22 protein-coding genes are annotated in these 25,167 nt (G+C 63.1%); 9 read left to right on the top strand and 13 right to left on the bottom strand.

Annotation, left to right across the window (positions count from 1 at the left end):
- Nucleotides 1–118: 118 nt before the first annotated feature.
- The 5 genes from ACFSJC_RS10460 to ACFSJC_RS10440 form a co-directional block, all read right to left on the bottom strand.
- Nucleotides 119–1,258 carry a DegT/DnrJ/EryC1/StrS family aminotransferase gene (locus ACFSJC_RS10460; RefSeq protein ID WP_386026395.1) on the bottom strand — a complete coding sequence of 380 codons (1,140 nt, stop codon included), beginning with the start codon at nucleotides 1,256–1,258 and terminating at the stop codon, nucleotides 119–121.
- A 101-nt stretch (nucleotides 1,259–1,359) separates the two neighbouring features.
- A complete protein-coding gene (locus ACFSJC_RS10455) occupies nucleotides 1,360–2,127 on the bottom strand; it encodes an efflux RND transporter periplasmic adaptor subunit (protein WP_386026393.1) in 768 nt (255 codons plus the stop codon).
- 3 nt (nucleotides 2,128–2,130) lie between these two features.
- On the bottom strand, nucleotides 2,131–3,105 hold the full coding sequence (locus tag ACFSJC_RS10450) for a TolC family protein (RefSeq protein ID WP_386026391.1): 975 nt from the start codon (nucleotides 3,103–3,105) through the stop codon (nucleotides 2,131–2,133).
- Between the two features lie 159 nt (nucleotides 3,106–3,264).
- The gene (locus ACFSJC_RS10445; RefSeq protein WP_386026389.1) at nucleotides 3,265–4,260 is read right to left on the bottom strand and encodes a glycosyltransferase family 2 protein; all 996 of its coding nucleotides are present in this window, start codon (nucleotides 4,258–4,260) and stop codon (nucleotides 3,265–3,267) included.
- Nucleotides 4,250–8,353 carry a rhamnan synthesis F family protein gene (locus ACFSJC_RS10440; protein WP_386026387.1) on the bottom strand — a complete coding sequence of 1,368 codons (4,104 nt, stop codon included), beginning with the start codon at nucleotides 8,351–8,353 and terminating at the stop codon, nucleotides 4,250–4,252. Before ACFSJC_RS10440 ends, ACFSJC_RS10445 begins: the two co-directional genes overlap by 11 nt.
- 122 nt (nucleotides 8,354–8,475) lie before the next feature.
- Here ACFSJC_RS10440 and ACFSJC_RS10435 point away from each other — a divergent pair, with 122 nt between their 5' ends.
- From ACFSJC_RS10435 to ACFSJC_RS10400, 8 genes are read left to right on the top strand one after another with little or no spacing between them, the layout of a single operon-like run.
- Complete coding sequence (locus ACFSJC_RS10435; RefSeq protein ID WP_386026385.1) at nucleotides 8,476–9,321, top strand: META domain-containing protein; 846 nt, start codon at nucleotides 8,476–8,478, stop codon at nucleotides 9,319–9,321.
- Between the two features lie 59 nt (nucleotides 9,322–9,380).
- Entirely contained in the window at nucleotides 9,381–9,578 is a 198-nt protein-coding gene (lptM, locus tag ACFSJC_RS10430; RefSeq protein WP_386026383.1) for an LPS translocon maturation chaperone LptM, read from the top strand.
- Between the two features lie 30 nt (nucleotides 9,579–9,608).
- Nucleotides 9,609–10,856 carry a diaminopimelate decarboxylase gene (lysA, locus tag ACFSJC_RS10425; RefSeq protein WP_386026381.1) on the top strand — a complete coding sequence of 416 codons (1,248 nt, stop codon included), beginning with the start codon at nucleotides 9,609–9,611 and terminating at the stop codon, nucleotides 10,854–10,856.
- Entirely contained in the window at nucleotides 10,853–11,524 is a 672-nt protein-coding gene (locus ACFSJC_RS10420) for a class I SAM-dependent methyltransferase (RefSeq protein WP_386026379.1), read from the top strand. Before lysA ends, ACFSJC_RS10420 begins: the two co-directional genes overlap by 4 nt.
- Nucleotides 11,521–12,351: a diaminopimelate epimerase gene (gene dapF, locus ACFSJC_RS10415; protein WP_386026377.1), complete on the top strand. Its 831-nt coding sequence runs from the start codon at nucleotides 11,521–11,523 to the stop codon at nucleotides 12,349–12,351. Before ACFSJC_RS10420 ends, dapF begins: the two co-directional genes overlap by 4 nt.
- 10 nt (nucleotides 12,352–12,361) lie before the next feature.
- Nucleotides 12,362–13,063, top strand: a complete 702-nt coding sequence (locus ACFSJC_RS10410; RefSeq protein WP_386026375.1) for a DUF484 family protein — start codon at nucleotides 12,362–12,364, stop codon at nucleotides 13,061–13,063.
- Nucleotides 13,064–13,079: 16 nt separating this feature from the next.
- Complete coding sequence (xerC, locus tag ACFSJC_RS10405; RefSeq protein ID WP_386026373.1) at nucleotides 13,080–14,045, top strand: tyrosine recombinase XerC; 966 nt, start codon at nucleotides 13,080–13,082, stop codon at nucleotides 14,043–14,045.
- A 15-nt stretch (nucleotides 14,046–14,060) separates the two neighbouring features.
- Complete coding sequence (locus ACFSJC_RS10400) at nucleotides 14,061–14,723, top strand: sulfotransferase family 2 domain-containing protein (RefSeq protein WP_386026371.1); 663 nt, start codon at nucleotides 14,061–14,063, stop codon at nucleotides 14,721–14,723.
- Nucleotides 14,724–14,834: 111 nt separating this feature from the next.
- Here ACFSJC_RS10400 and ACFSJC_RS10395 read toward each other — a convergent pair whose 3' ends face one another.
- The gene (locus tag ACFSJC_RS10395) at nucleotides 14,835–15,623 is read right to left on the bottom strand and encodes a DUF2189 domain-containing protein (RefSeq protein WP_386026369.1); all 789 of its coding nucleotides are present in this window, start codon (nucleotides 15,621–15,623) and stop codon (nucleotides 14,835–14,837) included.
- Between the two features lie 295 nt (nucleotides 15,624–15,918).
- On the opposite strand from ACFSJC_RS10395, the gene ACFSJC_RS10390 reads away from it, so the two are divergent.
- The gene (locus ACFSJC_RS10390; RefSeq protein WP_386026368.1) at nucleotides 15,919–16,887 is read left to right on the top strand and encodes an MBL fold metallo-hydrolase; all 969 of its coding nucleotides are present in this window, start codon (nucleotides 15,919–15,921) and stop codon (nucleotides 16,885–16,887) included.
- 16 nt (nucleotides 16,888–16,903) lie between these two features.
- Here the strand turns inward: ACFSJC_RS10390 and ACFSJC_RS10385 are convergent, their stop codons facing one another.
- The 7 genes from ACFSJC_RS10385 to ACFSJC_RS10355 form a co-directional block, all read right to left on the bottom strand.
- A complete protein-coding gene (locus tag ACFSJC_RS10385; protein ID WP_386026366.1) occupies nucleotides 16,904–17,101 on the bottom strand; it encodes a zinc-finger domain-containing protein in 198 nt (65 codons plus the stop codon).
- A gap of 141 nt (nucleotides 17,102–17,242) precedes the next feature.
- The gene (locus ACFSJC_RS10380) at nucleotides 17,243–18,166 is read right to left on the bottom strand and encodes a branched-chain amino acid transaminase (protein ID WP_386026364.1); all 924 of its coding nucleotides are present in this window, start codon (nucleotides 18,164–18,166) and stop codon (nucleotides 17,243–17,245) included.
- A gap of 65 nt (nucleotides 18,167–18,231) precedes the next feature.
- Nucleotides 18,232–21,111 carry a bifunctional [glutamate--ammonia ligase]-adenylyl-L-tyrosine phosphorylase/[glutamate--ammonia-ligase] adenylyltransferase gene (gene glnE / locus ACFSJC_RS10375; protein WP_386026362.1) on the bottom strand — a complete coding sequence of 960 codons (2,880 nt, stop codon included), beginning with the start codon at nucleotides 21,109–21,111 and terminating at the stop codon, nucleotides 18,232–18,234.
- A gap of 2 nt (nucleotides 21,112–21,113) precedes the next feature.
- A complete protein-coding gene (locus tag ACFSJC_RS10370) occupies nucleotides 21,114–22,010 on the bottom strand; it encodes a D-hexose-6-phosphate mutarotase (RefSeq protein ID WP_386026360.1) in 897 nt (298 codons plus the stop codon).
- Nucleotides 22,011–22,222: 212 nt separating this feature from the next.
- A complete protein-coding gene (groL, locus tag ACFSJC_RS10365) occupies nucleotides 22,223–23,875 on the bottom strand; it encodes a chaperonin GroEL (protein ID WP_386026359.1) in 1,653 nt (550 codons plus the stop codon).
- 65 nt (nucleotides 23,876–23,940) lie between these two features.
- On the bottom strand, nucleotides 23,941–24,231 hold the full coding sequence (groES, locus tag ACFSJC_RS10360; protein ID WP_007038794.1) for a co-chaperone GroES: 291 nt from the start codon (nucleotides 24,229–24,231) through the stop codon (nucleotides 23,941–23,943).
- Between the two features lie 311 nt (nucleotides 24,232–24,542).
- Nucleotides 24,543–24,968, bottom strand: a complete 426-nt coding sequence (locus ACFSJC_RS10355; RefSeq protein ID WP_386026357.1) for an FxsA family protein — start codon at nucleotides 24,966–24,968, stop codon at nucleotides 24,543–24,545.
- Nucleotides 24,969–25,167 lie beyond the last annotated feature (199 nt).

The following is a 25,167-nucleotide window of genomic DNA, read 5'->3' as shown; positions in this document are numbered from 1 at the left end:
GTCTGCAGCACCTCCTGTACCGCCCGATTCCGTTCCCGCTTTCCCGCCGCTCCCTCAGCAGAGCGGCGTATTCTAGCGATTCCAGGCAGACTGTCAAGACCCTTCGAGGCATTCTTTTTTAGGCGTCGCCCGAGACTGCCTCCACCGCCTGCACGACGGCATCCACAACCTCGACCTGAGCCGCTTCGCTCAGATAGGGATGCATAGGCAGACTGAGCACGCTCTCGGCGATGCTGGCACTGACCGGGGTGGAGCCCGCTTGCGTGGAGACATGAAAAACAGGCTGGTCGTTGAGCAGAACGGGGTAATGCACCGCAGTGGGAATGCCCGAGTCCTGCAACTGCTTCACGACCGCATCACGCTTGGGAACCTGGATCGTATATTGGGCGTAGACGGACAGGTTTTCCGGTCCAACATAAGGCGTGAGCAGCCCCGCCCCACCAACGGCGCTCGAAACGGCGCCACGCTCCTGAAACAACTCGCTGTAACGGCTTCCCAACCGCGACCGCGCCTCGACCTCGTCGGGAAAAATATCCATCTTGGACAACAGTATCGCAGCCTGCAGCGTATCCAGACGCCCATTGATACCAAGCCTCGGATGATGATAGCGACGATCCTGGCCATGGTTGCGGATCTCACGCATCGCCTTGGCGAGTCCCTCGTCATCCGTGAAGCAGGCACCGCCATCGCCATAGGCTCCGAGCGGCTTGGCCGGGAAGAAGGAGGTACAGCCGATCTGCGAGAGCCCACACGAGCGCCGTCCCTTGTAGAGGGCGCCGAAACTCTGGGCCGCATCCTCGATCACCGGCAGATTGTGACGCCGAGCGATCTCATCGATCGCATCCATGTTGGCGCACTGACCGTAGAGCGACACCGGCATGATGGCGCGAGTCCGCCCGGTCATGGCAGCTTCGAGACGCTCGGGGTCGATCGTGTAGGTCACCGGATCGATGTCGACGAAAACCGGACGCGCACCCAGCAGCGCGATCATCTCCCCGGTTGCGATGAAGGTGAAGGGCGTGGTGATAACCTCGTCCCCGCGCCCGATTTCGAGCGCCATCATGGCAACCAGCAGAGCATCCGTTCCGCTCGACAGCGAGACGCAATGCTTGACCCCGACGAAATCGGCGAGACGCTCCTCCAGCTCTTGGACCTCTGGCCCCATAACGAACTGGCCATGACTCAGGACGGCATCCATCCGAGCCCTCACATCCTTCTCGATCCTGGCGTACTGAGTCTTCAAATCGATAAATTGCATGCAGATGCCCTTCTAGCGGCTGATGGCCTCAAGCGAGGCCTTGCAATGTGCGCTCCGATCACGACGTGGAACCGGCCTTCAACGAAGAGCTAACACCCCAATCAGGGAGTCAGGATCTGGACCGTTTCGGACGGACGCAACAACTCATTGGAATTCACGTCGAAGAGGATGTCCAGGTAATAGACGGCCCCCTCCAGCTCGACGCGAACCGATTGAACTCCACGGCTGTAGACCCGCCCGTTGCGAATCGAGCCATTGACCTTCACCTGAACCCGTTGTTTCGGCTTGAAGGTCCGTAGAACATTGGCCGTCACCAGCGCCCGAGCCAACATCTGCCCGTCCGGCGCGATGACGATGAGCGGCTCTTGCTGGAGCGTCTTGTAGATCACCGCACCGTTCCAGACCTGACGGGCCACGATGATGCCATCGAAAGGTGCCCGCAACTCCGTGCGCTCCAGCGCGACAGACCTGGATTCCTCGGCCGCCTTCGCGGCCTCCATCTCGGCAATGGCCGCCACCTGGGCCAACTCGGTGTCCTTCAGTTCCTCGATGGCGATCAACCCGCGATCGAACAGTTCCTGCGAGCGCTTCAGCTCGCGCTCGGCCTTCTCGCCGGCAACCCGCGCGCGCGCCACACGGGCACGGGCCTCCAGCAACTGGGCCTTGGCCTCGCGTTGATCCATGCGCAGCAGCAGATCACCCGCCTTGACGTGCTGACCGGCGGCAACCTGAACGTCTTCGACGACGCCGTTCTCGACCACGCGCATCTCGACCTCGTGAACCCATTCGAGCCAGGCTTTCAAGGCAGGCCCCGCATCGGCCTCAAGGGTCACGAACAACAGCAGGCAGGCGATCGACGAATGGCGCATAGCTTACGGACCCTCGGTGGTTGCTGTCCAAACCGGCTCGCCGATCAGCGCCCGGACCTCAGCCCAGGTCAGGAATCGACAATAGGCGACACGCCGCTCCTCGAATCGGCTCTGGGTCTGCTGACTCATGGAATACCCCAGATCCGCCGTGACCTCTTGCTCATAGAGGGTGCGACTTCGATCGAGCCGAAGGTCGTTCCACGACGACTCGACGCGGACGCGCCGCATCGCAGCGTCCAGCAACTTCAACCGCAGCAGTAAATCGAACAGCTGCTGATCACGCTCGCGCTCAATGAGCAGACGCTCGGCCTCGTCTCGCCCGCTCATCAAGGACCCGGATTCGGTAGCGGCAGAGGTCTTGGAACGGAGTTCATCGAATGCGGGCACCGCTTCGGGTATCGGCGGCAGGTTCGGCACGACCAGATCACGAGGCAGTTCGCCGACGTCGCCAAGCGACGCAGCAAGCAAGGCTCGGGTCTGCTGTTGCCCGATCTCGCTGGCCGTACGACGATGCAGGAATTTTTGATACACGCTCTCCAGTTCCAAGACGCTCAACTCGGAATACTGCCCCAGTTCGGCACGCGCCTTCGCCCGATCGAACTGCACGTAGGCGACGGCCATCGCCTCGCTCTCCGCAGCAAAGCGCTCATCTGCGAGCAGAACATCGAGGAAACGCTCCATCACGTCCAACTGGCGTGCCGCGAGCGGCGCCAGCACGGCGAATAGCGGCTGACTTCGAGCGGGATCGGTCGCGGTGGTTTCGGCGAAGGCCAAGCGATCGCAGTCCAGATACAGCGATTGGCGACGCGGGAAAAGCGCCGACAGCTCGCTTGAGACCGATGCTCCAGGTTGGTCAGTCACCCCCTGCAAGACCCCCTCCAAGGTGAGCGGACCAGAGCCAGCCCAAGCGCGACCAGCCGTCCAGAGCAGCAAAACCCACACGCCGAGGATGGTCAGTCGGTAGGTGCGGAGCGCCATAGGATCAATTCGTCTCCTGGAATCGAAAGGATTCGGATCAAAGGCTTTTGCGACGCACGACGCGCGAAACGGCCCCACTCTCAAACAGATGCGGAGAAATCTCCTATACCAGAGGCCGCCGCAAAAGGCGACACCCGCGAATCATCCGAGCAGCCGCGCTCACCAGAGCGACATGGATCGAGTGAGCCGCAGCAACCCCACTTTGCGCCCGGCATGGATAGAGGCCCGCTTGCGCCAATGGCGCCGGAGATCGAGCAGTGCGTCACGCTTGGCCCGATACAGCAGCCCACCCCTTCCGCATGGCAGATATCGCAGGATTACCGCAAGATGCATGAGCAGATGCAGCGGGGCAAAAACCAACAACATCGGCCAAGGCATATTCTTGACGAAGAGCCACAATAGATTGCGATGACCGTGATAGAGCGCGAAATCGCTCTTGACGCCCGCTAAAGCCGACCCCGAATGCAGCACCTGCGCCTGCGGTACGTATCGACAGCTATAGCCGGCAAGACGGATGCGAAACCCCAAATCCACATCCTCGGTATAGCAAAAGAAATCCTCGTCGAAACCACCGAGTTGCTCGAAGAGTTCGCGGCGGTACAGCGCCGCAGCCGCACAAGGCGAAAAGACCTCGCCACCTTCAAGCCGACACCCATGGGCAGGGCGCTCATGATCCCGGCGCCAAACCAAACCGGAAACGTGCATCACGTCGCCAGTGCCGTCCAGCCGGGTGCGCGAATCGTCGGAGTACATGCGGCTACCGAAAGCGGCAGCCTCGGGATGCCGACGGGCCGCCGCCAGCAATTGCTCCAGCCAGCCCGAGTCTGGAACCGCGTCAGGATTCAAGAGGGCAACCCAACGACAATCAGATGTCTCGTTCAGCGCCAAATTGTTAGCGCGCGCAAAACCACTGTTATACCCAGGACGCAAAAGCAAAATCTCGGGATAATCGGGATGCGGTATCGGCGAAACCGCCTCGTCAGCGCCATTATCGACGAGGATAATCCGGTCCGGACGCCGCGTCTGGCGTGCAAGACCGGCGAGACAGTCCCTCAAGAGGTCGCCGCCATGGTAATCGACCACGATGACGGCGACCGACTCCAGCGCCTCGCATGAGTTCGCCTCGATCTTGGACGACGAATCCTCAGGCCCCACCGGCGCCCGCTCTCTGTTGATCGTAGAAGTCGAGCACCGAGAGCTCCTGATTCCCGCAATATTGATCCTCAACCGAGAGCGCCTCTTCGAGGGATCCGATGTCGAGCCGGCGCGTCACAACCAGCGAAAGCAGATCGGATATGGCGGCCAGGTCCCAACCATCCCGGATGAAATCGGCCCCCAGAACATCCATGACATCGCAACAATAGTCGAGCACACCCTCGTGGATGCACTCCAACGTAGCGAACTGACGCTGCGCGGCTCCAGCAGGTTTGAACCTGGGCTCCGGCCGCCCCTCGACCCGATCAAAGCCAGCCAGCTGGCCGTCCGGCGAAGTCATGAGCGCCTCAAGCACCAACGCGTAACGATGAATGGTTTCATCGTTCATCTGCTCCAACGGCAGCAGGTTGCCAAAGCAGGCGTCGCAGCGACCACCGCGCTCGACCACGCGCCCGGCCGAGGCGTTGGTGACGAAGTAGTAACCGTTCATTGGCTCATCGAGCGTCCGCATCAGACCAAGCTGGATGGTACCCGAATAACCAATATCGACGAGCGCCGGAATCCGGTCGTCCGCAACTCGCGACTCGGCCCAGTAGTCTCGAATCAGTTCACTGAGTTGGGTCGACTCGGCCTGGATCTCCGGCAAACAGCGACGCAAGATGGAGAGGATCTCAAGGTGATCCTCCGGCAATCGGAAGACCTGATCGAGCGCCGTTTCGCCCAGCTTAGCAGTGAACGGTCCCAGGTCGCGCAGTCCAAACCTCGCGCCCAGCAATTGGCGCAAGCTCCCGTCATAATGCGAGCCCAGCAGGATCGCGAAATCCGCCTCCTGACGAATCGCGGCCAGCCCGACCACGCTTCTGGAGCAATAGAAATACTGGCTGGGCGGCAAGTCGGGCAGCGCCTGGCGCACGGCTGGATGCTCGCACATCCGCCGGTAGAGACGGTCCAGAAGCCAGCCCTCACGACTCAGGAATCGCACCGAGGTCACCTGGTCCTGCTGGAGCCGTCGCATCAGCCAGGCCATGAAAACAAAGACGATCGGCCCAATCAGTCCATAACCGAATACACGCGGATCGGCGAACGGTTGGTGCGGAACGCCGCCCGCATGCAGCGAGCGGCTGACACGGTTGGCGATCAGACCCAGAACGAGTTCGTTGCGCCAGGACAAGCGGCGCCTGAGGACCTGGATCAACGCCTGGCCGCCCGGCACGACGCCCAGCAACGCTGCCGGGCGCATCAGGTGAAGCGGATGGGGGAAACCGCGATCGACCAGGACCTGAACGTCGGAGTGCTCGTTGTCCCCGACGTGCTGGAGCTGCTCCTTGGCGATCCCCTCTTGATCGAGCAGATACTCCCAGACATCGCCGCGATCCTTACGACGCCCGGTATCGGCCGAGACATAGAGGCGATCGAAGAGATCCAATTTCAGACGCCGCAGCACCGGACGCAGATAGGACTCGCCCAGATACATGTCGGAGACCAGAAGCAGACGACGTCCCTGGTCATGGAGCTCGCGCAGCAGATCGACGGCCACTGGATTCGCCATCAGCAACGCCTGCTCTGTGGCCACCTCCAAGTCGAGCACCTGTCGCGTCAGGGCGGGATCGAGCGACTCCAACTCCCCCATGACCTCATAGATCCGTTCGATTCCGACATCCTCTCCGGGCGCGAGCCGCGAGCGCGCAACCGATTCAGCCTGACGGCGCTTCGCGGTGAAATCGACCAATCCGAAGGCGCGCTCGATTCGCTCCTCCAGCATCCAGAAGACCGCCTCTGGACGGGCGAAAGGCCGCACCAGCAGGGTATCGAACAGATCGAACGACAGTACCCGATCGCCGGTACAGACCAAGCGCATGCGTTCGGCCAGGGCCCCCGGGTGATACTGCTGCAGCACGAAGGGACTGTAGGAGCGAAAACAGACACGCCCCTCTTCTAGGAACTGGAGACGTCGCGACAAACCGGCCGCCGCCGCTGCGAACCCGAGACAGCGCTCGACGGCATGATGCAATGTGTTGTCCGTCTGTCCCTGCTCCGGTGGGAAATCGGCTAGGGTCAGCCCCAGATCCAAGAGCGGACGTAGTGCCTCGGTGCGCGCCCAGAACATGGATCCGGCCGGATAGTCGATGTACTGGCCGAAATCGACGTCGCCATGACCCATCGCCGCGAGCAGCTCGCCACCATGAGTACGGTTCGACAACCAGGTGTGTGCCCAATAGGGCAGCCCCGGAAAGGTCTCGGGATAGATGATCCCGACTCCGGGATCCGCCGCGAATTGGGCCAGTGCAGCACACACCCGACGGCCGTCGCCCAGCATGGCGTCGAGCAGATAGCGCCGCCAGTCCTCGCCGAAACGCGACGACCCCGTATAGCTCGACTTCTTGGTATGGATATGGCCGACGATGTCGAGCTCGGCAATCTCGTCGCCGAAGGCGACCAGCAAAGGGGCGATATCGCGCCCTCGGTTGGGAACCACCTTGACGCTGAGCTCGGCATGCGAGCCGAGCACCCGGCCCTGTTCGAGCACAGCGGCGCGCGCCTCCTGACTGGTCACCGAGATCATGAGTCTGTAGGAAATCGGCATCCGCGCCAGATAGCGGCAGAGTTCGGGAAAGAGGTCCGTGAAATAGACATGGACCATGATTCCACAACGAAACGCGGGTAACACGGCCATCTGCTCGCCGGAAGGGCAGAAGACGGGCGCATCCTCGGACGCGATCTGGGGCAGCTTGGTTGGGCTGCGCCGCAGCATGTGGAATCGTGCGCGCCGCCCGAAACCGGACAGCCCATCCTGACGCAGCCGCACCACCCCCTTAACCGTCAGCCGTCTCCAGCCGCCGGCCACTCGGCGGGCTTCGAGCAGGGTCGCGACCAGAACAGGTAGCGGCCCGAGCACCGCGCGCACACCGGACCGCGTCCGCTGCGCAGCCAGACTCACCGCGCGCAAGGGCCAGGTCAGGCGCCAGCTAGTCGAGGCCAGGGTGGCCCGATAGGCCTGCTCGACCTCCTGGTAGCGAAACTGAACCCGTTTGTGCGCCTCCAGCAAATCGCCGTGCTCGGTACGCAGTAAACGGTGTGCCTGACTCAAGCTGCCGTGCAATCCTTCCAGATTCCGATGAGCCTCGATCAAATCGCGATGCTGGCTCGCCAGCGACTCGTGCGCTTCAACCAAACCACGGCATGCCTCATCCTGGGCCTGATGCTCCTCATGAAGCTTCAAATGTGCATCGTGCAGCGTTAGATGCGTTTCATGCAGATCACGATGGTCCTCCATCGCCTTGCCGAGCTGCTCCTGCGTCTCGGCGAGCCGGTCCTGCGCCCAGCGCAACGCCTGATCGAGCTCCTCGGCGCTCCAGAGGTCCTTCCACTTGGCCAACAGGCGCTGCCGAGCCTGCGCCACGCGCTCCGCGCTCTGCCCCCAGCCGGCATTGGAACCACCGCCGGCCCGATAGCCGGCACTGACACGGTCGACATGAACGAACTCGGTGTAGCGGGCGCACTGCAGCCAGAAATCCCAGTCTTCGAAGACATCGAGATTGGAATCGAGGCGACACCCCAGATCCAGAAGACGGCGACTGAAGAGGACGGCATGGATGGGGATGCGGTTTTCCAGACGCTGGGCGACCGGATCGTACTCGGAGTTGAAGCGATGGATCTCGGACGCCTCGGGCGACTCACGATAGCTGACGCCTGCATAGGCGGCCAAGCGATTGGAGCCGTCGCTCAGCGACTCGACGAGATGCCGGATATGATCCGGCTCGAACCAGTCGTCGTCATCGAGAAAGATGAGACAGTCGCCACTGGCCGCTTCGAGACCGGCGTTTCCGGCCGCACAACGACCAAGACTGGACGGATGCGAGATGAGCCGAGTCTTGATACCGCTAGGAGCAAGCACACAGAGCAGATCCGAGACGTCCGCCCCACCATCGTTCACCAGCACCACTTCGAGTGGTCGGTAGTCCTGCCGCACGCAGGAATCCAGGGCATACTGCAGCGTGTCGTGCCGATCCTTGGTCCGAACGATGACGGAAACCAGTGGCGCGGCCTTCTGATCGCTTAGTCTTTGATCGGCGTCGATCTGATCGGGTTGCATTGACGCGGCTCGGCCCAAAAAGCGCCAAATTGTAGAGGTTCATGTCGGTAAAGCAACTTGAACCACACGAATTCTGCAACCCTCACCAGCCCGGTCCAATGCCAATGGAGAAATCCAGTCGCATGCTTTCACCCATCGCACGCACACTAACCAGCGCCACCCTCGGCCTGTTCGTACAGGCCGTACTCGCGGCCGAGCCAGATACAGCAACACCGCCCGCCCTGCCGAACCCTGGAATCGAGAACATCGCCTGGCAGCTGGTCGGTTACGGCACGGACGATGGTTTCGCCAAGATTTCGACCGACGCCAAGCCGGCCTATTTACGCTTTCAGTCGGGACAGATGTCCGGCAGCACTGGCTGCAACCAGATTTCGGGCGCCTACCGCAACGACTCTGCGAATCTCGCGTTCGACATGGGAATGGCAACGACCCGCAAGGCCTGCAGCAAGCCGCTGATGCTCCAGGAGCGCCACGTCCTCGCCGCGCTCTCTCTGGTCGCCGCCTACCGCATCGAGGGCGACCGACTGCTGATGCTCGACACCGAAGGCAACCAGGTCCTGGAGCTCAGAGCCGCGAGCCATTCGCCGCTGGTCGGGCATGTGTGGCAGTTGGAGGGTTACGACGACGGCTCCGGGACCCTGATCGCGCCACTGAGGGGCGCCGGAATCGACCTGACCTTTCTCGGCACCGGGGTGCTCGGCGGCTCGAATGGATGCAACCGTTATATGAGCGGCTATCTCTCGGATGAGACACATCTCCAAATCGGACCGATCGCCACCACCCGCGTCGCCTGCCCCACGACCGATGGACGGGCCGAGCAGGCGAGCGCCTACGCGACGGCGCTCGGCAAGGTCGCCGGCTTCGATATCGATGGACGCAGACTCACCCTGCTCTCGACCGCAGGTGCACCGCTCGCACGCTACCGTGCGCTGGAGGCGAATCCTTCCGCGACCAAGTCCAGCCCCTGAGCACGTCTCGGGATGTATACTGCCGCCTTCGGTTACACCCCTTCAGCACGAGGTGCCCCATGTTCTGCTGGGTCCGTTACCTTTTCATCGCCCTCGTCACGACGCTCGGGATTCTGAGCATGCTTGGCGCTTGCGGTCAGAAGGGGCCGCTCTATCTGCCCGAGGACGCCCCCGCACAAAACGGAGGGAAGGAATCGGACGTCCCGGCCGCACCTGCGGCACCGAGTACGTCTGGACCCCAGCCCGATCAACTTTAAGCCCAACCTTTAGCGCTGACCCGACGCCCAATGGATCATTTTAACGAACGCGACGGCATCCTCCACGCCGAGGACGTGCCACTCACAGAGATCGCCGAACGCTTCGGCACGCCCTGCTACGTCTACTCCAAGGCCACGCTCGAACGCCATTGGCGCGCCTTCGACCGCGCCTTCCGCGACCATCCGCATCTGGTCTGTTTCTCCGTCAAGTCCAACTCCAACCTGGCCGTTCTGAACGTCCTGGCCCGGCTCGGCTCGGGGTTCGACATCGTCTCGGGCGGGGAACTGGAACGAGTCCTGGCCGCCGGTGGCGACCCAGCTAAGGTGGTGTTCTCCGGCGTCGGCAAGCGCGAGGACGAGATCCGGCGTGCGCTGCAGGTCGGCATCCGCTGCTTCAACGTCGAGTCAGAACCCGAGCTGTTGCGCATCGACCGCATCGCCGGCGAGCTCGGGCTCAAGGCGCCGATCTCGCTGCGCGTCAATCCGGACGTCGACGCCCAGACCCATCCCTACATCTCCACGGGACTGAAGGAAAACAAATTCGGCATCGACATCCGCGTCGCCGAATCCGTCTATGCCCAGGCCGCATCGCTGGCGAACATCCACATCTGCGGCATCGACTGCCACATCGGCTCCCAACTGACCGACCTGGCGCCGTTCGTCGACGCGCTGGACCGCGTGCTGCTCCTGGCCGACCGGCTGTGCGCCGCCGGCATCGCCATCGAGCATCTCGATCTCGGCGGCGGACTCGGCATTCGCTATTGCGAGGAGCAGCCGCCCGAACCCGCCGCCTATGCCGCAGCCATGAGCTACCGGCTCGCCGAGCGTCCCTACGAGGTCATCCTGGAGCCCGGACGCGCCATCTCCGGCAACGCGGGGGTTCTCCTAACCCGCGTCGAGTATCTCAAGCACACCGATCATCGCCATTTCGCCATCCTGGACGCAGCCATGAACGACTTGCTGCGGCCGGCGCTCTATCAGGCCAATCAGGACATCGTCCGGGTGGTCGGTGCAAGCGATGCCGACCCGACCCGTTACGACCTGGTCGGTCCCGTGTGCGAGACCGGCGATTTCCTCGGCAAGGAGCGCCTGCTCCCGCTGAGCGCGGGCGATCTGCTGGCGGTGCGCGGCAGCGGCGCCTACGGCTTCACCATGAGCTCCAACTACAACAGCCGCCCCCGGGTGGCCGAGATCATGGTCGACGGCGCCGAAGCCCATCTGGTGCGCGAGCGCGAGACGATCGCCAGCCTCTTCGCCGGAGAAAGGACACTGCCGTGAAGCGCCGCCCCGAACCCGAGCTGATGGACTCCGCCGACCAGGCGCGCGCCTATGCGAAGGCCGATTTCGCCGCATCCAACAGCCTCTTCATCGAGCTGCTGAAACGTCTCGATCTGGGCTCGCTCAAGGGCGCGACCGCGCTCGATATCGGCTGCGGCCCGGCCGACATCGTCACCCGCTTCCTGCGTGCCTACCCGCACGCCAGCTGCGACGCGCTCGACGGTTCGCAGCCCATGCTCGACCTGGCCCAGGAGACGCTCGACAAGCTGCCGGGCATCGCCTCGCGCTGCCGTCTGATCCACGACACCATCCCCTCGGCACAACTGCCGAGCGGGCATTACGATCTGGTGCTCTCCAACAGCCTGCTGCACCACCTGCCCGACCCCAAGGTGCTCTGGCAGAGCATCAGGGCAACCGCCAAGCCTGGCGCGCCGGTCCTGGTCATGGACCTGATGCGACCGAGCTCGGCCGCCTGGATCGAGGCATTGGTCGCAACCTATGCCGACGGCGAGCCCGAGATCCTGCGCGCCGATTTCCGCAATTCGCTATTCGCGGCCTTCGAGCCCAAGGAAGTCACCGAGCAACTCGAAGAGGCGGGATTGTCTTGCCTTGAGGTCGCCGTCGTCAGCGACCGTCACCTGGCCGTGATGGGGCGACTGCCGGTATGAAACTACGTTTCACCAAGATGCAGGGGCTGGGCAACGACTTCGTCGTCTTCGACGCCATCTCCCAGTCGATCGATCCGGATCCGACCTGGATTCGCCACCTCGCCGACCGCCGCTTCGGGGTCGGTTGCGATCAGGTCCTGCTGGTCGAGCCGCCACGACTGCCCGACACCGATTTCCAGTACCGGATCTTCAACGCCGACGGATCAGAGGTCGAGCAGTGCGGCAACGGCGCGCGCTGCTTCGCCCGATTCGTCCGCGACCGGGGCCTGACCGACAAGGACGAGATCCCTGTCGGCACGGCGGCGGGCGCCATCCGTCTCTATCTCGGACCCAACGATCAGGTCCGGGTCGACATGGGCGTGCCGATCCTGGAGCCGGTCAGAATCCCCTTCATCGCCGACACCCAGGCGAGCGCCTATGAGCTGGAGGTCGATGACCGTCGGCTGACCGTCGGCGCCGTCTCCATGGGGAACCCGCACGCGGTTCTGCTGGTGGAGGATGTCGACCGGGCTCCGGTCGAGCGCCTAGGACCACTGATCGAGATCCACCCGCGTTTTCCGCAACGCGTCAACGTGGGTTTCATGCAGATATTGGATCCAGGCCATGCCCGTCTGCGCGTCTTCGAGCGCGGTGCGGGCGAGACGCTCGCCTGCGGAACCGGCGCCTGCGCGGCCATGGTCAGCGGCCAGATGCGCGGATTGCTCGAAGACCGGGTCCAGGTCAAATTACCGGGCGGAGATCTTATGATAGAGTGGCCTGGCCCCGGAGAGACACTCTGGATGACCGGACCAGCCGAATCCGTCTTCCACGGCGAGATCGAGCGATAAGAGGCCAAGCGTGAATCGTCAGCAAGCCGAGCATGCGGCACCGGAAGATCCTGACCTCGAACCTCTAGTCAGCGACTACCTGCTACGCAACCCATCCTTCTTCGAGCGACGAACGGACATCCTTGCCGCGATTCAGGTCCCGCACCTCATCGACGGAGCCACCTCGCTCATCGAATATCAGGTCCGCGTCCTGCGCAAGCAGTTGGAGACCGACCGCAACCGTCTGGCGCATCTCATCGCGCGCGCCCGTGAATACGAGACGCTCGCCAGCCGCCTGCACGCACTCGTACTGCAACTGATTTCGGCCAAGGATGCCGACCATCTGTGCGATATCCTCAAGGATGCCATGCTGCGCGAATTCCATGCCGAAGCGGTGTCGATCCGCCTGTTCGCGATCGTTCCGAGCGCTGAGGATCCACGCCCCGATCCCCTGATCGCAGCCTTCCATGAATTTCTGGACCGCGAGCACGCGCTCTGCGGTCCAGTGGACAGTGAAAAGGCAACCCTGCTGTTCGGCGAAGAGGCCACCGGCATCGAGGCGGCGGCCTTGATCCCGATTCAAACCGAGACCCAATCTGGCGTGCTGGCGATCGGCAGCTCGGACCCGGAGCGCTTCCACCCGGACATGGGCACCGATTTCCTCGATCGGCTCGGCGAAGTCGTCAGCCACAAGCTCCGCTCGCTTCCGTCCAGCGACACCGATCGACACTGAAACCAGCGGCCCGCGCATGACAGCGCCCGACGTATCCAGCGCAAGCCCCTCCGAATCGGACGACTCGACAGACTCTCCCGTTCGGGCGGAATCGCTCGCCCATATTGACGCCTTCATCGGCCATCTCGGCAGCGAGCGCCGACTCTCGCCCCATACGCTGACCAACTACCGACGCGACCTGGAGCAGATCGCGGGCTGGTCCGCCACCCATCTCGATCGAGCGATCGACTACCTTCAAGAACCTGACGTGCGCCAGTACGTCGCCTGGCGTCACCGCAACGGAGCCTCGGGCAAGACGCTGCAGCGCGAGCTCTCCAGCCTCCGCAGCCTCTACCGCTGGCTGCTACGCGAGGGGCTCGCCAAGATCAACCCGGCGATTGGCGTGCGCGCACCCAAGACGCCGCGCAAGCTGCCCGCCACGCTCGACGCGGACCAGCTATGCGCCCTGCTGAATCGTCCCGAGGACGAACTGCTGGCGATCCGCGATACCGCCATGATCGAACTCTTCTATTCCTCCGGACTGCGCCTGGGCGAGCTGGTCGCAGTGAATCTCGGCGAGATCGACATGAACGAGGGCGAACTCTCGGTCCTCGGCAAAGGCAGCAAGACACGACGCCTTCCGGTCGGTGCCAAGGCGCGCGAGGCGATCCAATCCTGGCTACGCGTGCGGGCCAACCTCGCGAATCAGGACGAACCGGCGCTCTTCGTCAGCAGTCGAGGGACACGAATCAACCCTCGCACCGTTCAGAAACGCCTGGATCGGTGGGCGCAGGAACGAGACGCGACCCGCCATCTGCACCCGCATCTGCTCCGACATAGCTTCGCCACCCATCTGCTCGAATCATCGGGGGATCTGCGCGCGGTGCAGGAACTGCTCGGCCATGCCGACATCGGTACGACCCAGATCTATACCCACCTGGATTTCCAACACCTGGCGCAGGTCTATGACCAGGCCCATCCGCGCGCCAAGAAAAAGACCTGAACGAAACCCACTCGCATGCTGCTGTCACCCAAATACCGATTTCTGTTCGTCCACATCGCCAAGACCGGCGGTACCAGCGTCCGCAAGGCGCTCGAAGGGATGCGTTGGCGCGACCCTTGGTACTACCCCATGTTTCTCTGCAGCCGGTTCAGCCATCTGAGCGGGCATCGCATCGGAAGCAAGCTACCGCGTCACGCCAAGGTGATCGCCGCCCAGGAACTGCTGCCCAAGGAATACTTCGACGGACTCTTCAAGTTCGCCTTCGTGCGCAATCCCTGGGACCTGCAGGTCAGCTCCTTCCACCATATCCGACGCGAGCGACCGCACTATCTCGGCGGACGAGAGACCTTCGAGGATTTCCTGCGCTGGAAGCTGGATCCCAAACGTCCCTACCAGTACCACATCGACACCTCCATCACCCTACAGACCGACTACCTGGTCGATCTGCGCGGACGCATCCTGGTCGATTTCATCGGCCGCTACGAGAGTCTGCATCAGGATTTCGAGATCGCCTGCGCACGCATCGGCATCCAGCCGATCGCCCTACCCCACGCGCGTCAGGCCAAGGACCGCAAACAGGACTATCGCGGCTATTACAATGACGCGACCGCCGAGCTGGTCGCCCAGCACTTCGCCCGCGACATCGAATTGCTCGGCTACCGCTTCGACCCGAACTGATGCCGGATCCGACAATGCAGAACATTCGAACCGCGAAGGCGCAAAGAACGCGAAGAATCTCAATGACTCCCTTTGCGTCCTTCGCGCCTTTGCGGTTCGAATTCCTCCCGATCAGTCGCTCGGGACCAGATCGCGATAGGCGTGCCAGGTCGCGTGCCCGACCAGTGGGACGGCGACGAATAGACCCAGATAGAAGGTGACGAGCCCGGCACCGACGATCAGCACGATCAGGCTCGACCACAGCAGCATCGCCGCCCAGTTCTCGCGCACGACCTCGACGCTCTTGCGCATCGCGGTCAGCACATCGACTCGACGGTCGATCAGCATGGGAACGGTGATGGCGCTGATGCAAAAGACGCCCGCCGCGAACAGGGCTCCGAGCAGGGTCACCGCCAACAGGATAAGGGTGTGCTCACCCGACAGAAAGAGCGCGGGAAAAAGATCGTCCAGGGTCGGGAAGGTGTCGTCATAGAGCATGAGCACCAGTACGACCGACACCAGCATCCAGGTTTGAAGAATCAGGAACTGGATCCCCATCAGCATCCCCAACTGCCCCTGATTGCGCCTGAAGGCATCCAGCGCCTGACAACGCGTCAGCGGTTGCCCGCGCTCCAGGTTCGCGCTCATACGATAGAGACCGATCGCCAGCAGCGGGGCGACCAGGAAGAAGCCAGCGGCCAGGAACGGCACCAGAAAGGTCAGATGCCCCAGGATCATGACCGAGGTCAGCGCGATGCTGAGCAGCACGATCCCTGCCCCATAGGTCAGGCTGTAGACGGGGGCGGCCTGGAGATCGCGCCATCCCTTGGCGAGCCATTGCCAGGGATGATCCAGACCGATACGAGCGGATCTCGAAACACCAGAAAAAACGGGGCGATAGACGAGCCCGAGGCTGCTCATGATGGTTTCCTCCTAATCGTATCTGCTTATTGTTGGAACTGCGGCGGGATGGGAGCGAGCGCAACGATCTAGGTCGCATTCTCAATCCTCAAGATAGAAGCCTAGAAGCAATCCAAAAAATAGCAAAACGAAAACGTCGGGTTTGCGCAACCAAGGAACCTTTCAGGCGGAAGCCAACTCTCAAACGCCGCCAGAAAATGCCGCCGCCCCCATTCTTTCGTTTAGACTGACCGGCCATTTCGGATGACCTCAGGGCGATCGCATCGCATCGCCCACACGCCTTGGAGCCATCGTCATGCAGCACGCACCTTTCGAGCAGATCGCCGACGGCATCTATTGCATCGAGACCGGTCTCTACCGGCACGGTCTCGCGGCCTGCTATCTCATATGTTCGGAGGATCGACTGGCCTTCGTCGACACCGGCACGGACCACACGGCCCCAGGCCTATTGGGCGTCATCGCCGCGATCGGGCTGACACCCGAGCATGTCGACTACGTGATCCCAACCCATGTGCATCTGGATCACGCCGGAGGCTCGGGACGCCTGATGGCGGCCTGCCCGAACGCCCGCTTGGTGGTGCACCCCAACGGGGTACGGCACATGGTGGATCCCAGCAAACTGATCGCCGGAGCCACTGCGGTCTATGGCGAGGAAGGGTTCGAAAAGGACTATGGAACGCTGATACCGGTGCCCGAAGAACGGGTGATCGCCGCCGAGGACGGCCAGACCTTCGCGCTCGGAAGCCGCACCCTGACCTTCGTCGACACCCCGGGACACGCCAATCATCACGGCTGCATCTTGGATTCGGTCACGCAGGGCTTCTTCACCGGAGACACCTTCGGCATCGCCTATCGCGAGTTCGAGACCGGCAAAGGACCCTGGATGTTCGCACCGGCGACGCCAGTCGCCTTCGACCCAGACGCCTGGATGGCGAGCCTCGACAAGCTGATGGCCTTCGAGCCCCAGGCGATGTACCTGACCCACTACGGTCCGGTCGAGAACCCGGCCGCCCTGGTGGACGATCTGCGTCAGAGCATCCGCGATCTGGCGAGCCTGGCGCTCGTCGAGGAGGGTCGGGACGACCCCGAGCGCAGAGAGCGGCTCAAGACAGCGATCACCCAGTATCTGATCGAGGGCGCACGCGCGCACGGCGTCGACTACGAGAACGCACGGATTCGCGAACTCTTGACGCTCGACACCGAGCTCAATTCACAGGGATTGGAGGTCTGGCTGAAACGGCGCGAGAAACGCGCCGCAGCCTGAGCCGAATGACGAAGACTCAGTCGACCAGCTGATACCGTGCCCCGCAATAGGGGCACATGCAGGTCCGGTCGGCCTCGTCCTCGATCGGCAGATAGACGCGTGGATGCATGTTCCACACGGGCGCCTCGGGCCGTGGACAGGACAACGGCAGATCCTCGCGGACGACCTGGATCGGCGACTGCTCGGACTGCGTGGCAATGGCTGGATTGGTCATGATCTTGGATCTCCCTCGTATGTGCTGATGGCCGAACCCCCGAGCGGAATCGACGCCGGCCGCATGCGGCGAACGGCGTCGATTCGGCATGATGGATGAATCAGTCGCGGAACGGGGTACGTCCCACGACCCGGCATGGCGTCAGACCAGCGCCAGCCACTCCGGATGCTGATCGCGCCGACCGTGGACCTGATCGAAATAGAGGGTCTGCAAACGCTCGGTGATGGGACCACGGGTACCAGCACCGATCGCCCGACCGTCGATCTCTCGGATCGGCGTCACCTCGGCGGCCGTTCCGGTAAAGAAGGCCTCGTCCGCAATATAGACCTCGTCGCGCGTGATACGCCGTTCGACCACCTTCAGACCCAACTCCTCGCACAGCGTCATCACGGTTCGACGGGTAATGCCGTCCAGCGCCGAGGTCAGATCCGGTGTGTAGAGCACGCCGTCGCGCACGATGAAGACGTTCTCGCCACTGCCTTCCATCACATATCCGGAGGCGTCGAGCAACAGCGCCTCGTCATACCCGTCACGCTGCGCCTCCTGGAGCGCCAGCATGGAGTTCATGTAATTGCCGTTGGCCTTGGCCCGACACATGGTGATGTTCACGTGATGGCGGGTGAAGGAGGACACCTTGATGCGGATACCGTTGCGCATGTTGTCCTCGCCCAGGTAGGAGCCCCAGGACCAGGCCGCCACCATGCAGTGGACGTTCAGGTTGTCCGCGCGCAGCCCCATGCCCTCGGCACCGTAGAAGCACATGGGACGAATGTAGGCAGACTCGAGACCGTTCTCGCGCACCACGTCGCGCTGGGCCTGGTTCAGGGTCTCGCGGTCCCAGGGCATGGGCATGCCCAGAATGTGCGCCGAATTGAAGAGACGGTCGGTGTGCTCCTGCAAACGGAAGATGGCCGCGCCCTTCGGCGTCTGGTACGCCCGGACTCCCTCGAAGACGCCCATGCCATAGTGCAAGGTGTGGGTGAGTACGTGGGTCTTGGCTTCACGCCAGGGCACCATTTCGCCGTCCAGCCAGATGAGGCCGTCACGGTCAGCCATCGTCGCCATTGTTCAACTCCACTTTGCCCGAGTCACTCTCGGGCTCGATAATTTCGAGAGGTTCTGCGGCGCAGTCACGCGTCCAGTACCGATCCGTCTTCCATCAGATCATGCCATAGGGTTCGGACCCGCTCGCGTTCGGCCAGCAGTTGGTCGACGGGGATGGTCTTGGGCTGCTCCTGCAGCGCGCCCCGATGATAGGTCGCGCGCAGTGCCTTGTAAGCCTCGGCGAGATCTTCGGCGGCCTGCCCCGGCAACAGATCGAGCCGCGCCAGGGTTTCCAACAAACGGATATTGTCGGTCCAGTCCACAAGCGCTGGGTACGCCGCCGCCCAACGCAGGACAGCGTATTGAACCATAAACTCGATGTCCGCAATACCGCCAGCGCCCTGTTTGAGATCGAACCGGCCGTCGCGGGTCTTGTCGAGAGTGGTACGCATCTTGGCGCGCATGTCGCGCACCTCGATGCGCAGCCGCTCCGGGTCGCGCTCGCGACAGAGGATCGCGCGACGCACCTCGGCGAAGCGCAGCATCAGCGCCGGATCGCCCGCCACCGGACGCGCTCGGATCAGCGCCTGATGCTCCCAGGTCCAGGCCTCCGACGCCTGATAGGCGGCGAATGATCCGATCGAGCGCACCAGCATGCCCTTGGCGCCGTCGGGACGCAGACGCATGTCGACCTCGTAGAGAGCCCCTGAGGCCGTTTGGGTGGTCATCATGTGAATCATGCGCTGACCGAGCCGGGCATAGAACTGCTCGTTGCTGATCTCTTTTGGCCCGTCGGTCATGGCGTTGATCGACTCGGTGCCATGCAGAAACACCAGATCCAGATCGGACCCATACCCGAGCTCGATCCCGCCGAGCTTGCCGTAACCCAGAACCAGGAACCCCGTCGTCTCGCCGAGAATGGACGTCGGATGGCCATGGCGAGCGCTCAGATGCGTATAGGCCTGCTCCAGCACGCGCCCGACCGCCACCTCCGCAATTTCGGTGAGATAGTCGCTCACCACCATCAGCGGAATGACCTCGGTCAGATCGGCCGCCGCCACACGCAGCATGTTGCCCTGGGCGAACTGATGCAGACGTTCCATCTGCTGTTCCAGGTCCTCCGCGTCGACATGGGCGAGCAAGGCGTCGAGTTCGGATTCCAGCTCATCGCGGCGCAGCGGCGCGTAGAGACGGCGCGGGTCGATCAGTTCGTCGAGCAGCAACGGATGATGCTGAATCTTGTCGGTGAACCAGGGGCTCATGCTGGCGAGACGCGCAAGCTGCGAGAGGATGCTGGGATGCTCGATCATCATCGCCAGATAGGCGGTCCGGCGCGCCACCGCCTCCAGCACCAGCAGCACGCGACCCAGCGCGGCATCGGGCTGATCGCATCCGGCGACGATCCGCAGCACCTGCGGCATCAGCTGGGCGAGACGATCGCGGCCGCGACTGCTCAACCCCTTGCGTGCCGTGCCGTCGCGAAAGTGCTCGATCCGAGTGCGCGCCGCCGCCGGATCGACGAATCCGGCGTCCTCCAGAATCGACAGCTCCCGCGTCTCGTCCTGATCGCCGTTCCAGAGCGCCACCCAGGCGGAACCGCCTCTGTCCGGCTCCTTCACGGGCGCGGCGAAGACATGATCGAAATGCCCCTGCACCAAACGGCGGTGCTCCTCCAGAACCGCCGCGAACGCGGCCCAGTCGGAGAAGCCCATGGAGCGGGCAAGACGCGCCTGACCCAGATCGTCCTCCGGCAGCGTATGGGTCTGCTTGTCGCGATGGGCCTGGAGGCGGTTCTCGACCAGACGCAGAAAACCATAGGCCGCGTCGAGCTGGGCGACCGCCTCGGTCGGCATCAGCTCACGCTCGGCCAGCAGGGCGAGCACCTGGAGAATAGGTCGCACCTGGAGATCCGCGTCGCGACCGCCGCGCACCAGCTGGAACGCCTGACCGATGAATTCGATCTCGCGGATACCGCCCGGCCCGAGCTTGATGTTGCCCTCCATGCCACGCCGATGGAGTTCCTTGACGATCATCTGCTTGAGATCGCGCAAGGACTCGAAGGCCCCGAAATCCAGATAGCGCCGATAGACGAAGGGCCGCAGCATCCCCATGAGAGCGTCCACATCGTCCGGGTCGCCCGCCACCGCACGCGCCTTGATCATGGCATAGCGTTCCCACTCGCGCGCCTGGGACTGGTAGTAATCCTCCATCGCCTGGAAGCTCATGGCCAGCGGGCCGACCTCTCCGAACGGGCGCAGACGCGTATCGACACGGAAGACGAAGCCGTCGATGGTCTTGGTCGCCAGCGCCTGGACCAGACGCTGACCCAATCGCACGAAGAACTGCTCGTTGCTCAAGACACGCGGACCGCCCTCGACCTCGCCACCGTGGGCAAAGGCGAAGATGAGATCGATGTCCGAGCTGAGATTGAGCTCGCGCGCGCCCAATTTGCCCATGCCCAGCACGACCATCCGCAGCGCCCGCCCCTCTGGATCGCGCGGAGTCCCGAGCTCCGCGCAGGTCCAGTCGTGGAGCAGATCCAGTGTGCGACGGATGCAGACATCGGCCAGTTCGGACAGGTCCTCCAGCGTCTCCGCGAGGGGCGCCAGCCGGCCGATGTCGCGCCAGATGATACGAACCATCTCGCGACGCCGGAACAGCCGCAGCGCCTTGTGCAGGGCCGGCTCAGTCTCGACTTCGACCAGGGCCGCCGCCAGACGCGCATCCAGATCGCCCGCCTCGTAGGGACGCGCCAGATCACCGCTCGCGATCAGTTCGGCGAATTCCTCGGGATGACGTAGCACCGAGACGGCAACGTACTCGCTCGCATCCCACACCCGCGCACGGATCCGAACGAAGTCGGCGTCTGCGGGCACCATGACGCCATTTTCATCGGCCCAGGCCAGCCAATCGCGCCAATGGGACTCCATTGCCGGATCGACTGGATTGGTCTCGTTGCTGGACATCTTCAGAGCTCCTCGATGCGGTAGTCGGCGGCCAGTGTGAACTCGCCCCCGGGTGGAATCTCGATCACCTCGGACGCGGCATTGACCGTCTCGACACAGATGAAACGCCTGTAGTCGTCATCGTCCAGATCCTCCATGGCGCGCGCCGATTCGATCCAGGGATTCCAAACCACGCAGGTACGGCTGTTGTACCCCTGGATCCAGATACGCCGCCCGAGCCCAGGATCCAGGATACTCAGACGCGATGGCACGGACTCATAGATGCGATTGACCTCGCCAGCCACACCCAGGTCGCCGACTTGGACGACAACCCGCTCCCGCGCATCGGCCGCATAGTCCAGATAGGAACAGCCGTCCAGACCCTCGACCCGCAGCCGCGCCAGATCGCCAATCCTGAAATAGGCATGCAGCCCCTGGGTGATGTGCAGCACCGAGGCGTCGAGATTGCGCGTGGTCAGAGCGACCGAGAGCGTCGTCCCGACCCGGATCTCCACCTCCAACGCGACCTCATGCGGCCAAGCCGAGCGCGTGCGCTCGTCCGAGACGAGCTGCATCCGGACTCGGGTCGATCCATCCGCGCACGTCTCGCAGAGCGTCGGCGACCACTCGAACAGACGGGCGAACCCATGGATGACCCGTCCGGGATCCGCCGGATCGCGACCGAACCAGGGCCAGCAGATGGGCACGCCGCCCTTGATCTCCAGCCCTGGAGAGCGATGGGCGCGCTCGCCGACGAACAGCAGATCGTCCCTCGCCGTCCTCGGACGGTAGGCCAGCAGCTGTCCGCCCTGGGTCGTGAGCGTCGCCGTCGCCAGCGGATTGGCGATCTCGATCATCGTCAAACCGCCCCGCCCCTCGGCGAAGCGTAGCGTACCGGGGATGCCGAACGCGGCATTCAAGGCAGAGCAATCCAAGACACCTCCTCGCGGCACGACTGCGCGGCGGATATCGAACCAGGAAACGCGATCGAGCCATTATAGGGTTCGAACAAAGCGCCCGAGCCGCAGAGGTCTCGGTAAAGTGACTCAGAGCGCTCGATCGCCGCCAACATTCAAACGAAAAAAGCCCCGCCGAGGCGGGGCTTTTCGACTTCAGGCCGAGAGACCTGGGCTTACATCATGCCCATGCCGCCCATACCGCCCATGCCGCCCATATCGCCGCCCGGCATTGCCGGGGCGTCGTCCTTGGGCTCATCGGCAATCATGGCCTCGGTGGTGATCATGAGACCAGCGACCGAAGCGGCGTTCTGCAGCGCGGAGCGGGTGACCTTGGTCGGATCCAGGATACCCATCTCGACCATGTCGCCATACTCGCCGTTGGCGGCATTGTAGCCGTAGTTGCCGGTACCCTCGGAGGACACCTTGTGCATGATGACGGACGGCTCTTCACCGGCGTTGGAGACGATCTGACGCAGCGGCTCTTCCATCGCGCGACGAGCGATCGCGATGCCGACGTCCTGATCGTGGTTGGCACCCTTGAGGTCCTTGACGGCCGCGATGGCGCGCACCAGGGCAACACCACCACCGGGGACGATGCCTTCCTCGACTGCGGCGCGGGTCGCGTGCAGTGCGTCTTCGACGCGTGCCTTCTTCTCCTTCATCTCGATCTCGGTCGCGGCGCCGACCTTGATCACGGCCACACCGCCGGCCAGCTTGGCCAGACGCTCTTGCAGCTTCTCACGATCGTAATCGGAGCTGGTCTCCTCGACCTGAGCACGGATCTGCTCGCAACGGGCCTGGATGTCCTGCTCGGAGCCGGCACCATCGATGATGGTGGTCTCGTCCTTGCCGACCTGAACCTTCTTGGCGGTACCCAGATCGTTGAGGGTGGCCTTCTCCAGCGACAGACCGACTTCCTCGGAGATGACGGTGGCGCCGGTCAGGATGGCGATGTCCTGCAGCATGGCCTTGCGACGGTCGCCGAAGCCAGGAGCCTTGACGGCACAAACCTTGACGATGCCGCGGATGGTGTTGACGACCAGGGTCGCCAGGGCCTCGCCCTCGACGTCCTCGGCGATGATCAGCAGCGGCTTGCCGGCCTTGGCGACGGCCTCGAGCACGGGGAGCAGATCACGGATGTTCGAGATCTTTTTGTCGTGCAGCAGGATGTACGGGGCCTCGAGCTCGGCGCTCTGACTCTGCTGGTTGTTGATGAAGTAGGGCGAGAGGTAGCCGCGATCGAACTGCATGCCTTCGACGACGTCCAGCTCGTTCTGCAGAGAGGTGCCGTCCTCGACGGTGATGACGCCTTCCTTGCCGACCTTCTCCATCGCCTCGGCGATGATGTTGCCGATCGAGTCGTCCGAGTTGGCGGAGATGGTACCGACCTGGGCGATCGCCTTGCTCTCGGTGCAGGGCTTGGAGAGCTTGCGCAGCTCGGCGGTGGCGGCCTCGACGGCCTTGTCCATGCCGCGCTTGAGATCCATCGGGTTCATGCCGGCAGCGACCGCCTTCAGACCCTCGCGCACCATGGCCTGGGCCAGCACGGTCGCGGTGGTGGTACCGTCACCGGCGATGTCGGAGGTCTTGGAGGCGACTTCCTTGACCATCTGGGCGCCCATGTTCTCGAACTTGTCCTTGAGTTCGATTTCCTTCGCGACGGAAACGCCGTCCTTGGTGACGGTCGGCGCGCCGAAGGACTTCTCCAGCACCACGTTGCGACCCTTGGGACCCAGGGTGACCTTGACGGCGTTGGCGAGGACGTTGACGCCTTCCATCATACGGGCACGGGCATCGCCGCCGAACTTCACGTCTTTTGCGCTCATTCTCTAAATTCCTCGATTGGATTCGTTATTAGTGGGTCGGTGAATGTCAGACCGGGCGGAGGGCTTCAGCCCTCGACGACGCCCATGATGTCTTCTTCACGCATGACCAGGAATTCCTGGCCGTCGAGCTTGACCTCGGTGCCGGAATATTTTCCGAAGAGGACACGATCGCCGACCTTGACGTCGAGGGGACGGGCCTCGCCGCTCTCAAGGATCTTGCCCTTGCCGACGGCGATGATCTCGCCCTGAATCGGCTTCTCGGTTGCCGAATCGGGGATCACGATGCCAGCAGCGGTCGTGCGCTCCTCTTCCATGCGACGGACGACGACGCGATCATGCAAAGGACGGATATTCATGTTGGATCTCCTCGTAGCGTTGAGAAGTGGTTGGTATGGGTGCCCAGGATTAAGACTTCGTGGCCCGACCTTGTTAGCACTCACCTGAAACGAGTGCTAATGGTAGAGCGAAATCTTCAGGTGTCAAGGCTTGAGTCGACAGGCAGGTCGAGGGACTTGCAGAAACCGGCATGGAAAATCGGAAAGGAGCAACGGCACGGCACGCACCAAGAAACGACCCACCGACATCGACGTCGACGGAAAACCGCCGTGAATCCAAGACGAGGGAGCCGCCCGCACTCGGCGGCTCAACAGGCATCAGACGCGAAGCATCAGTCCTCGCGGCGATAATCGCCCTCGATGACGCGCGGCCCCCGATCGGGGCCCGGTCCTGGGTAGCGGGGGGCTGGAGCTACCCGAACGAAACGGGCGATCACCCAGCGACGCAAGGGCGGCACGAGCAGAAGGAAACCGAGGGCGTCGGTCATAAAGCCCGGCAGCAAGAGGAAGAGACCAGCGGCCAGAATGAGTGCGCCGTCCATGACCTCGAGCGCCGGCACCTCGCCCCGGTCCATCATTTCGCGCACGCGAAGCAACAGACCGAAGCCCTGGAGACGTACCAGCCAGGTACCGATGATGGCGGTCAGAATGGACAGCGCGATCGTGGGCAGCGCCCCGATCTCGCCGCCGACCTGAATCAGAAAGTAGAGCTCGATCAGCGGCAAACCGATGAACAAGGCTAGGATGATGAGCGGCATGAATGTCTCTCTAAACGATGGATTCGGCCGTGGAGGCCGCCGTCCCTTCAGAGTCGATCCGTCCGAAACCGTTCCCAACCCTCGGCGACGGAGATCGGGGTCGACCCGACACAGGATTTAGGCCGAACCATACCCATCCGGCCTGATAAAGTCCAAGGGCCGTCGTCTCGCAACGAAACCTCGCGCGGTGATCGCCATC

Origin of the sequence: Thiorhodococcus fuscus, from assembly GCF_042682685.1 — a bacterium.
GTDB lineage: Bacteria > Pseudomonadota > Gammaproteobacteria > Chromatiales > Chromatiaceae > Imhoffiella > Imhoffiella fuscus.
This window is presented reverse-complemented; position numbering and strand designations above follow the sequence as displayed.

Excerpts from the sequence above, each read along its gene's own strand:
- glnE (WP_386026362.1), bottom strand. The coding sequence starts at position 21,111 with ATGTCCAGCAACGAGACCAATCCAGTCGATCCGGCAATGGAGTCCCAT.
- ACFSJC_RS10395 (WP_386026369.1), bottom strand. The coding sequence starts at position 15,623 with ATGAGCAGCCTCGGGCTCGTCTATCGCCCCGTTTTTTCTGGTGTTTCG.
- ACFSJC_RS10355 (WP_386026357.1), bottom strand. The coding sequence starts at position 24,968 with ATGCCGCTCATCATCCTAGCCTTGTTCATCGGTTTGCCGCTGATCGAG.
- lptM (WP_386026383.1), top strand. The coding sequence starts at position 9,381 with ATGTTCTGCTGGGTCCGTTACCTTTTCATCGCCCTCGTCACGACGCTC.
- groES (WP_007038794.1), bottom strand. The coding sequence starts at position 24,231 with ATGAATATCCGTCCTTTGCATGATCGCGTCGTCGTCCGTCGCATGGAA.
- ACFSJC_RS10440 (WP_386026387.1), bottom strand. The coding sequence starts at position 8,353 with ATGCAACCCGATCAGATCGACGCCGATCAAAGACTAAGCGATCAGAAG.
- dapF (WP_386026377.1), top strand. The coding sequence starts at position 11,521 with ATGAAACTACGTTTCACCAAGATGCAGGGGCTGGGCAACGACTTCGTC.
- ACFSJC_RS10380 (WP_386026364.1), bottom strand. The coding sequence starts at position 18,166 with ATGGCGACGATGGCTGACCGTGACGGCCTCATCTGGCTGGACGGCGAA.
- groL (WP_386026359.1), bottom strand. The coding sequence starts at position 23,875 with ATGAGCGCAAAAGACGTGAAGTTCGGCGGCGATGCCCGTGCCCGTATG.
- ACFSJC_RS10435 (WP_386026385.1), top strand. The coding sequence starts at position 8,476 with ATGCTTTCACCCATCGCACGCACACTAACCAGCGCCACCCTCGGCCTG.
- lysA (WP_386026381.1), top strand. The coding sequence starts at position 9,609 with ATGGATCATTTTAACGAACGCGACGGCATCCTCCACGCCGAGGACGTG.
- ACFSJC_RS10385 (WP_386026366.1), bottom strand. The coding sequence starts at position 17,101 with ATGACCAATCCAGCCATTGCCACGCAGTCCGAGCAGTCGCCGATCCAG.
- ACFSJC_RS10460 (WP_386026395.1), bottom strand. The coding sequence starts at position 1,258 with ATGCAATTTATCGATTTGAAGACTCAGTACGCCAGGATCGAGAAGGAT.
- xerC (WP_386026373.1), top strand. The coding sequence starts at position 13,080 with ATGACAGCGCCCGACGTATCCAGCGCAAGCCCCTCCGAATCGGACGAC.
- ACFSJC_RS10400 (WP_386026371.1), top strand. The coding sequence starts at position 14,061 with ATGCTGCTGTCACCCAAATACCGATTTCTGTTCGTCCACATCGCCAAG.
- ACFSJC_RS10455 (WP_386026393.1), bottom strand. The coding sequence starts at position 2,127 with ATGCGCCATTCGTCGATCGCCTGCCTGCTGTTGTTCGTGACCCTTGAG.
- ACFSJC_RS10390 (WP_386026368.1), top strand. The coding sequence starts at position 15,919 with ATGCAGCACGCACCTTTCGAGCAGATCGCCGACGGCATCTATTGCATC.
- ACFSJC_RS10450 (WP_386026391.1), bottom strand. The coding sequence starts at position 3,105 with ATGGCGCTCCGCACCTACCGACTGACCATCCTCGGCGTGTGGGTTTTG.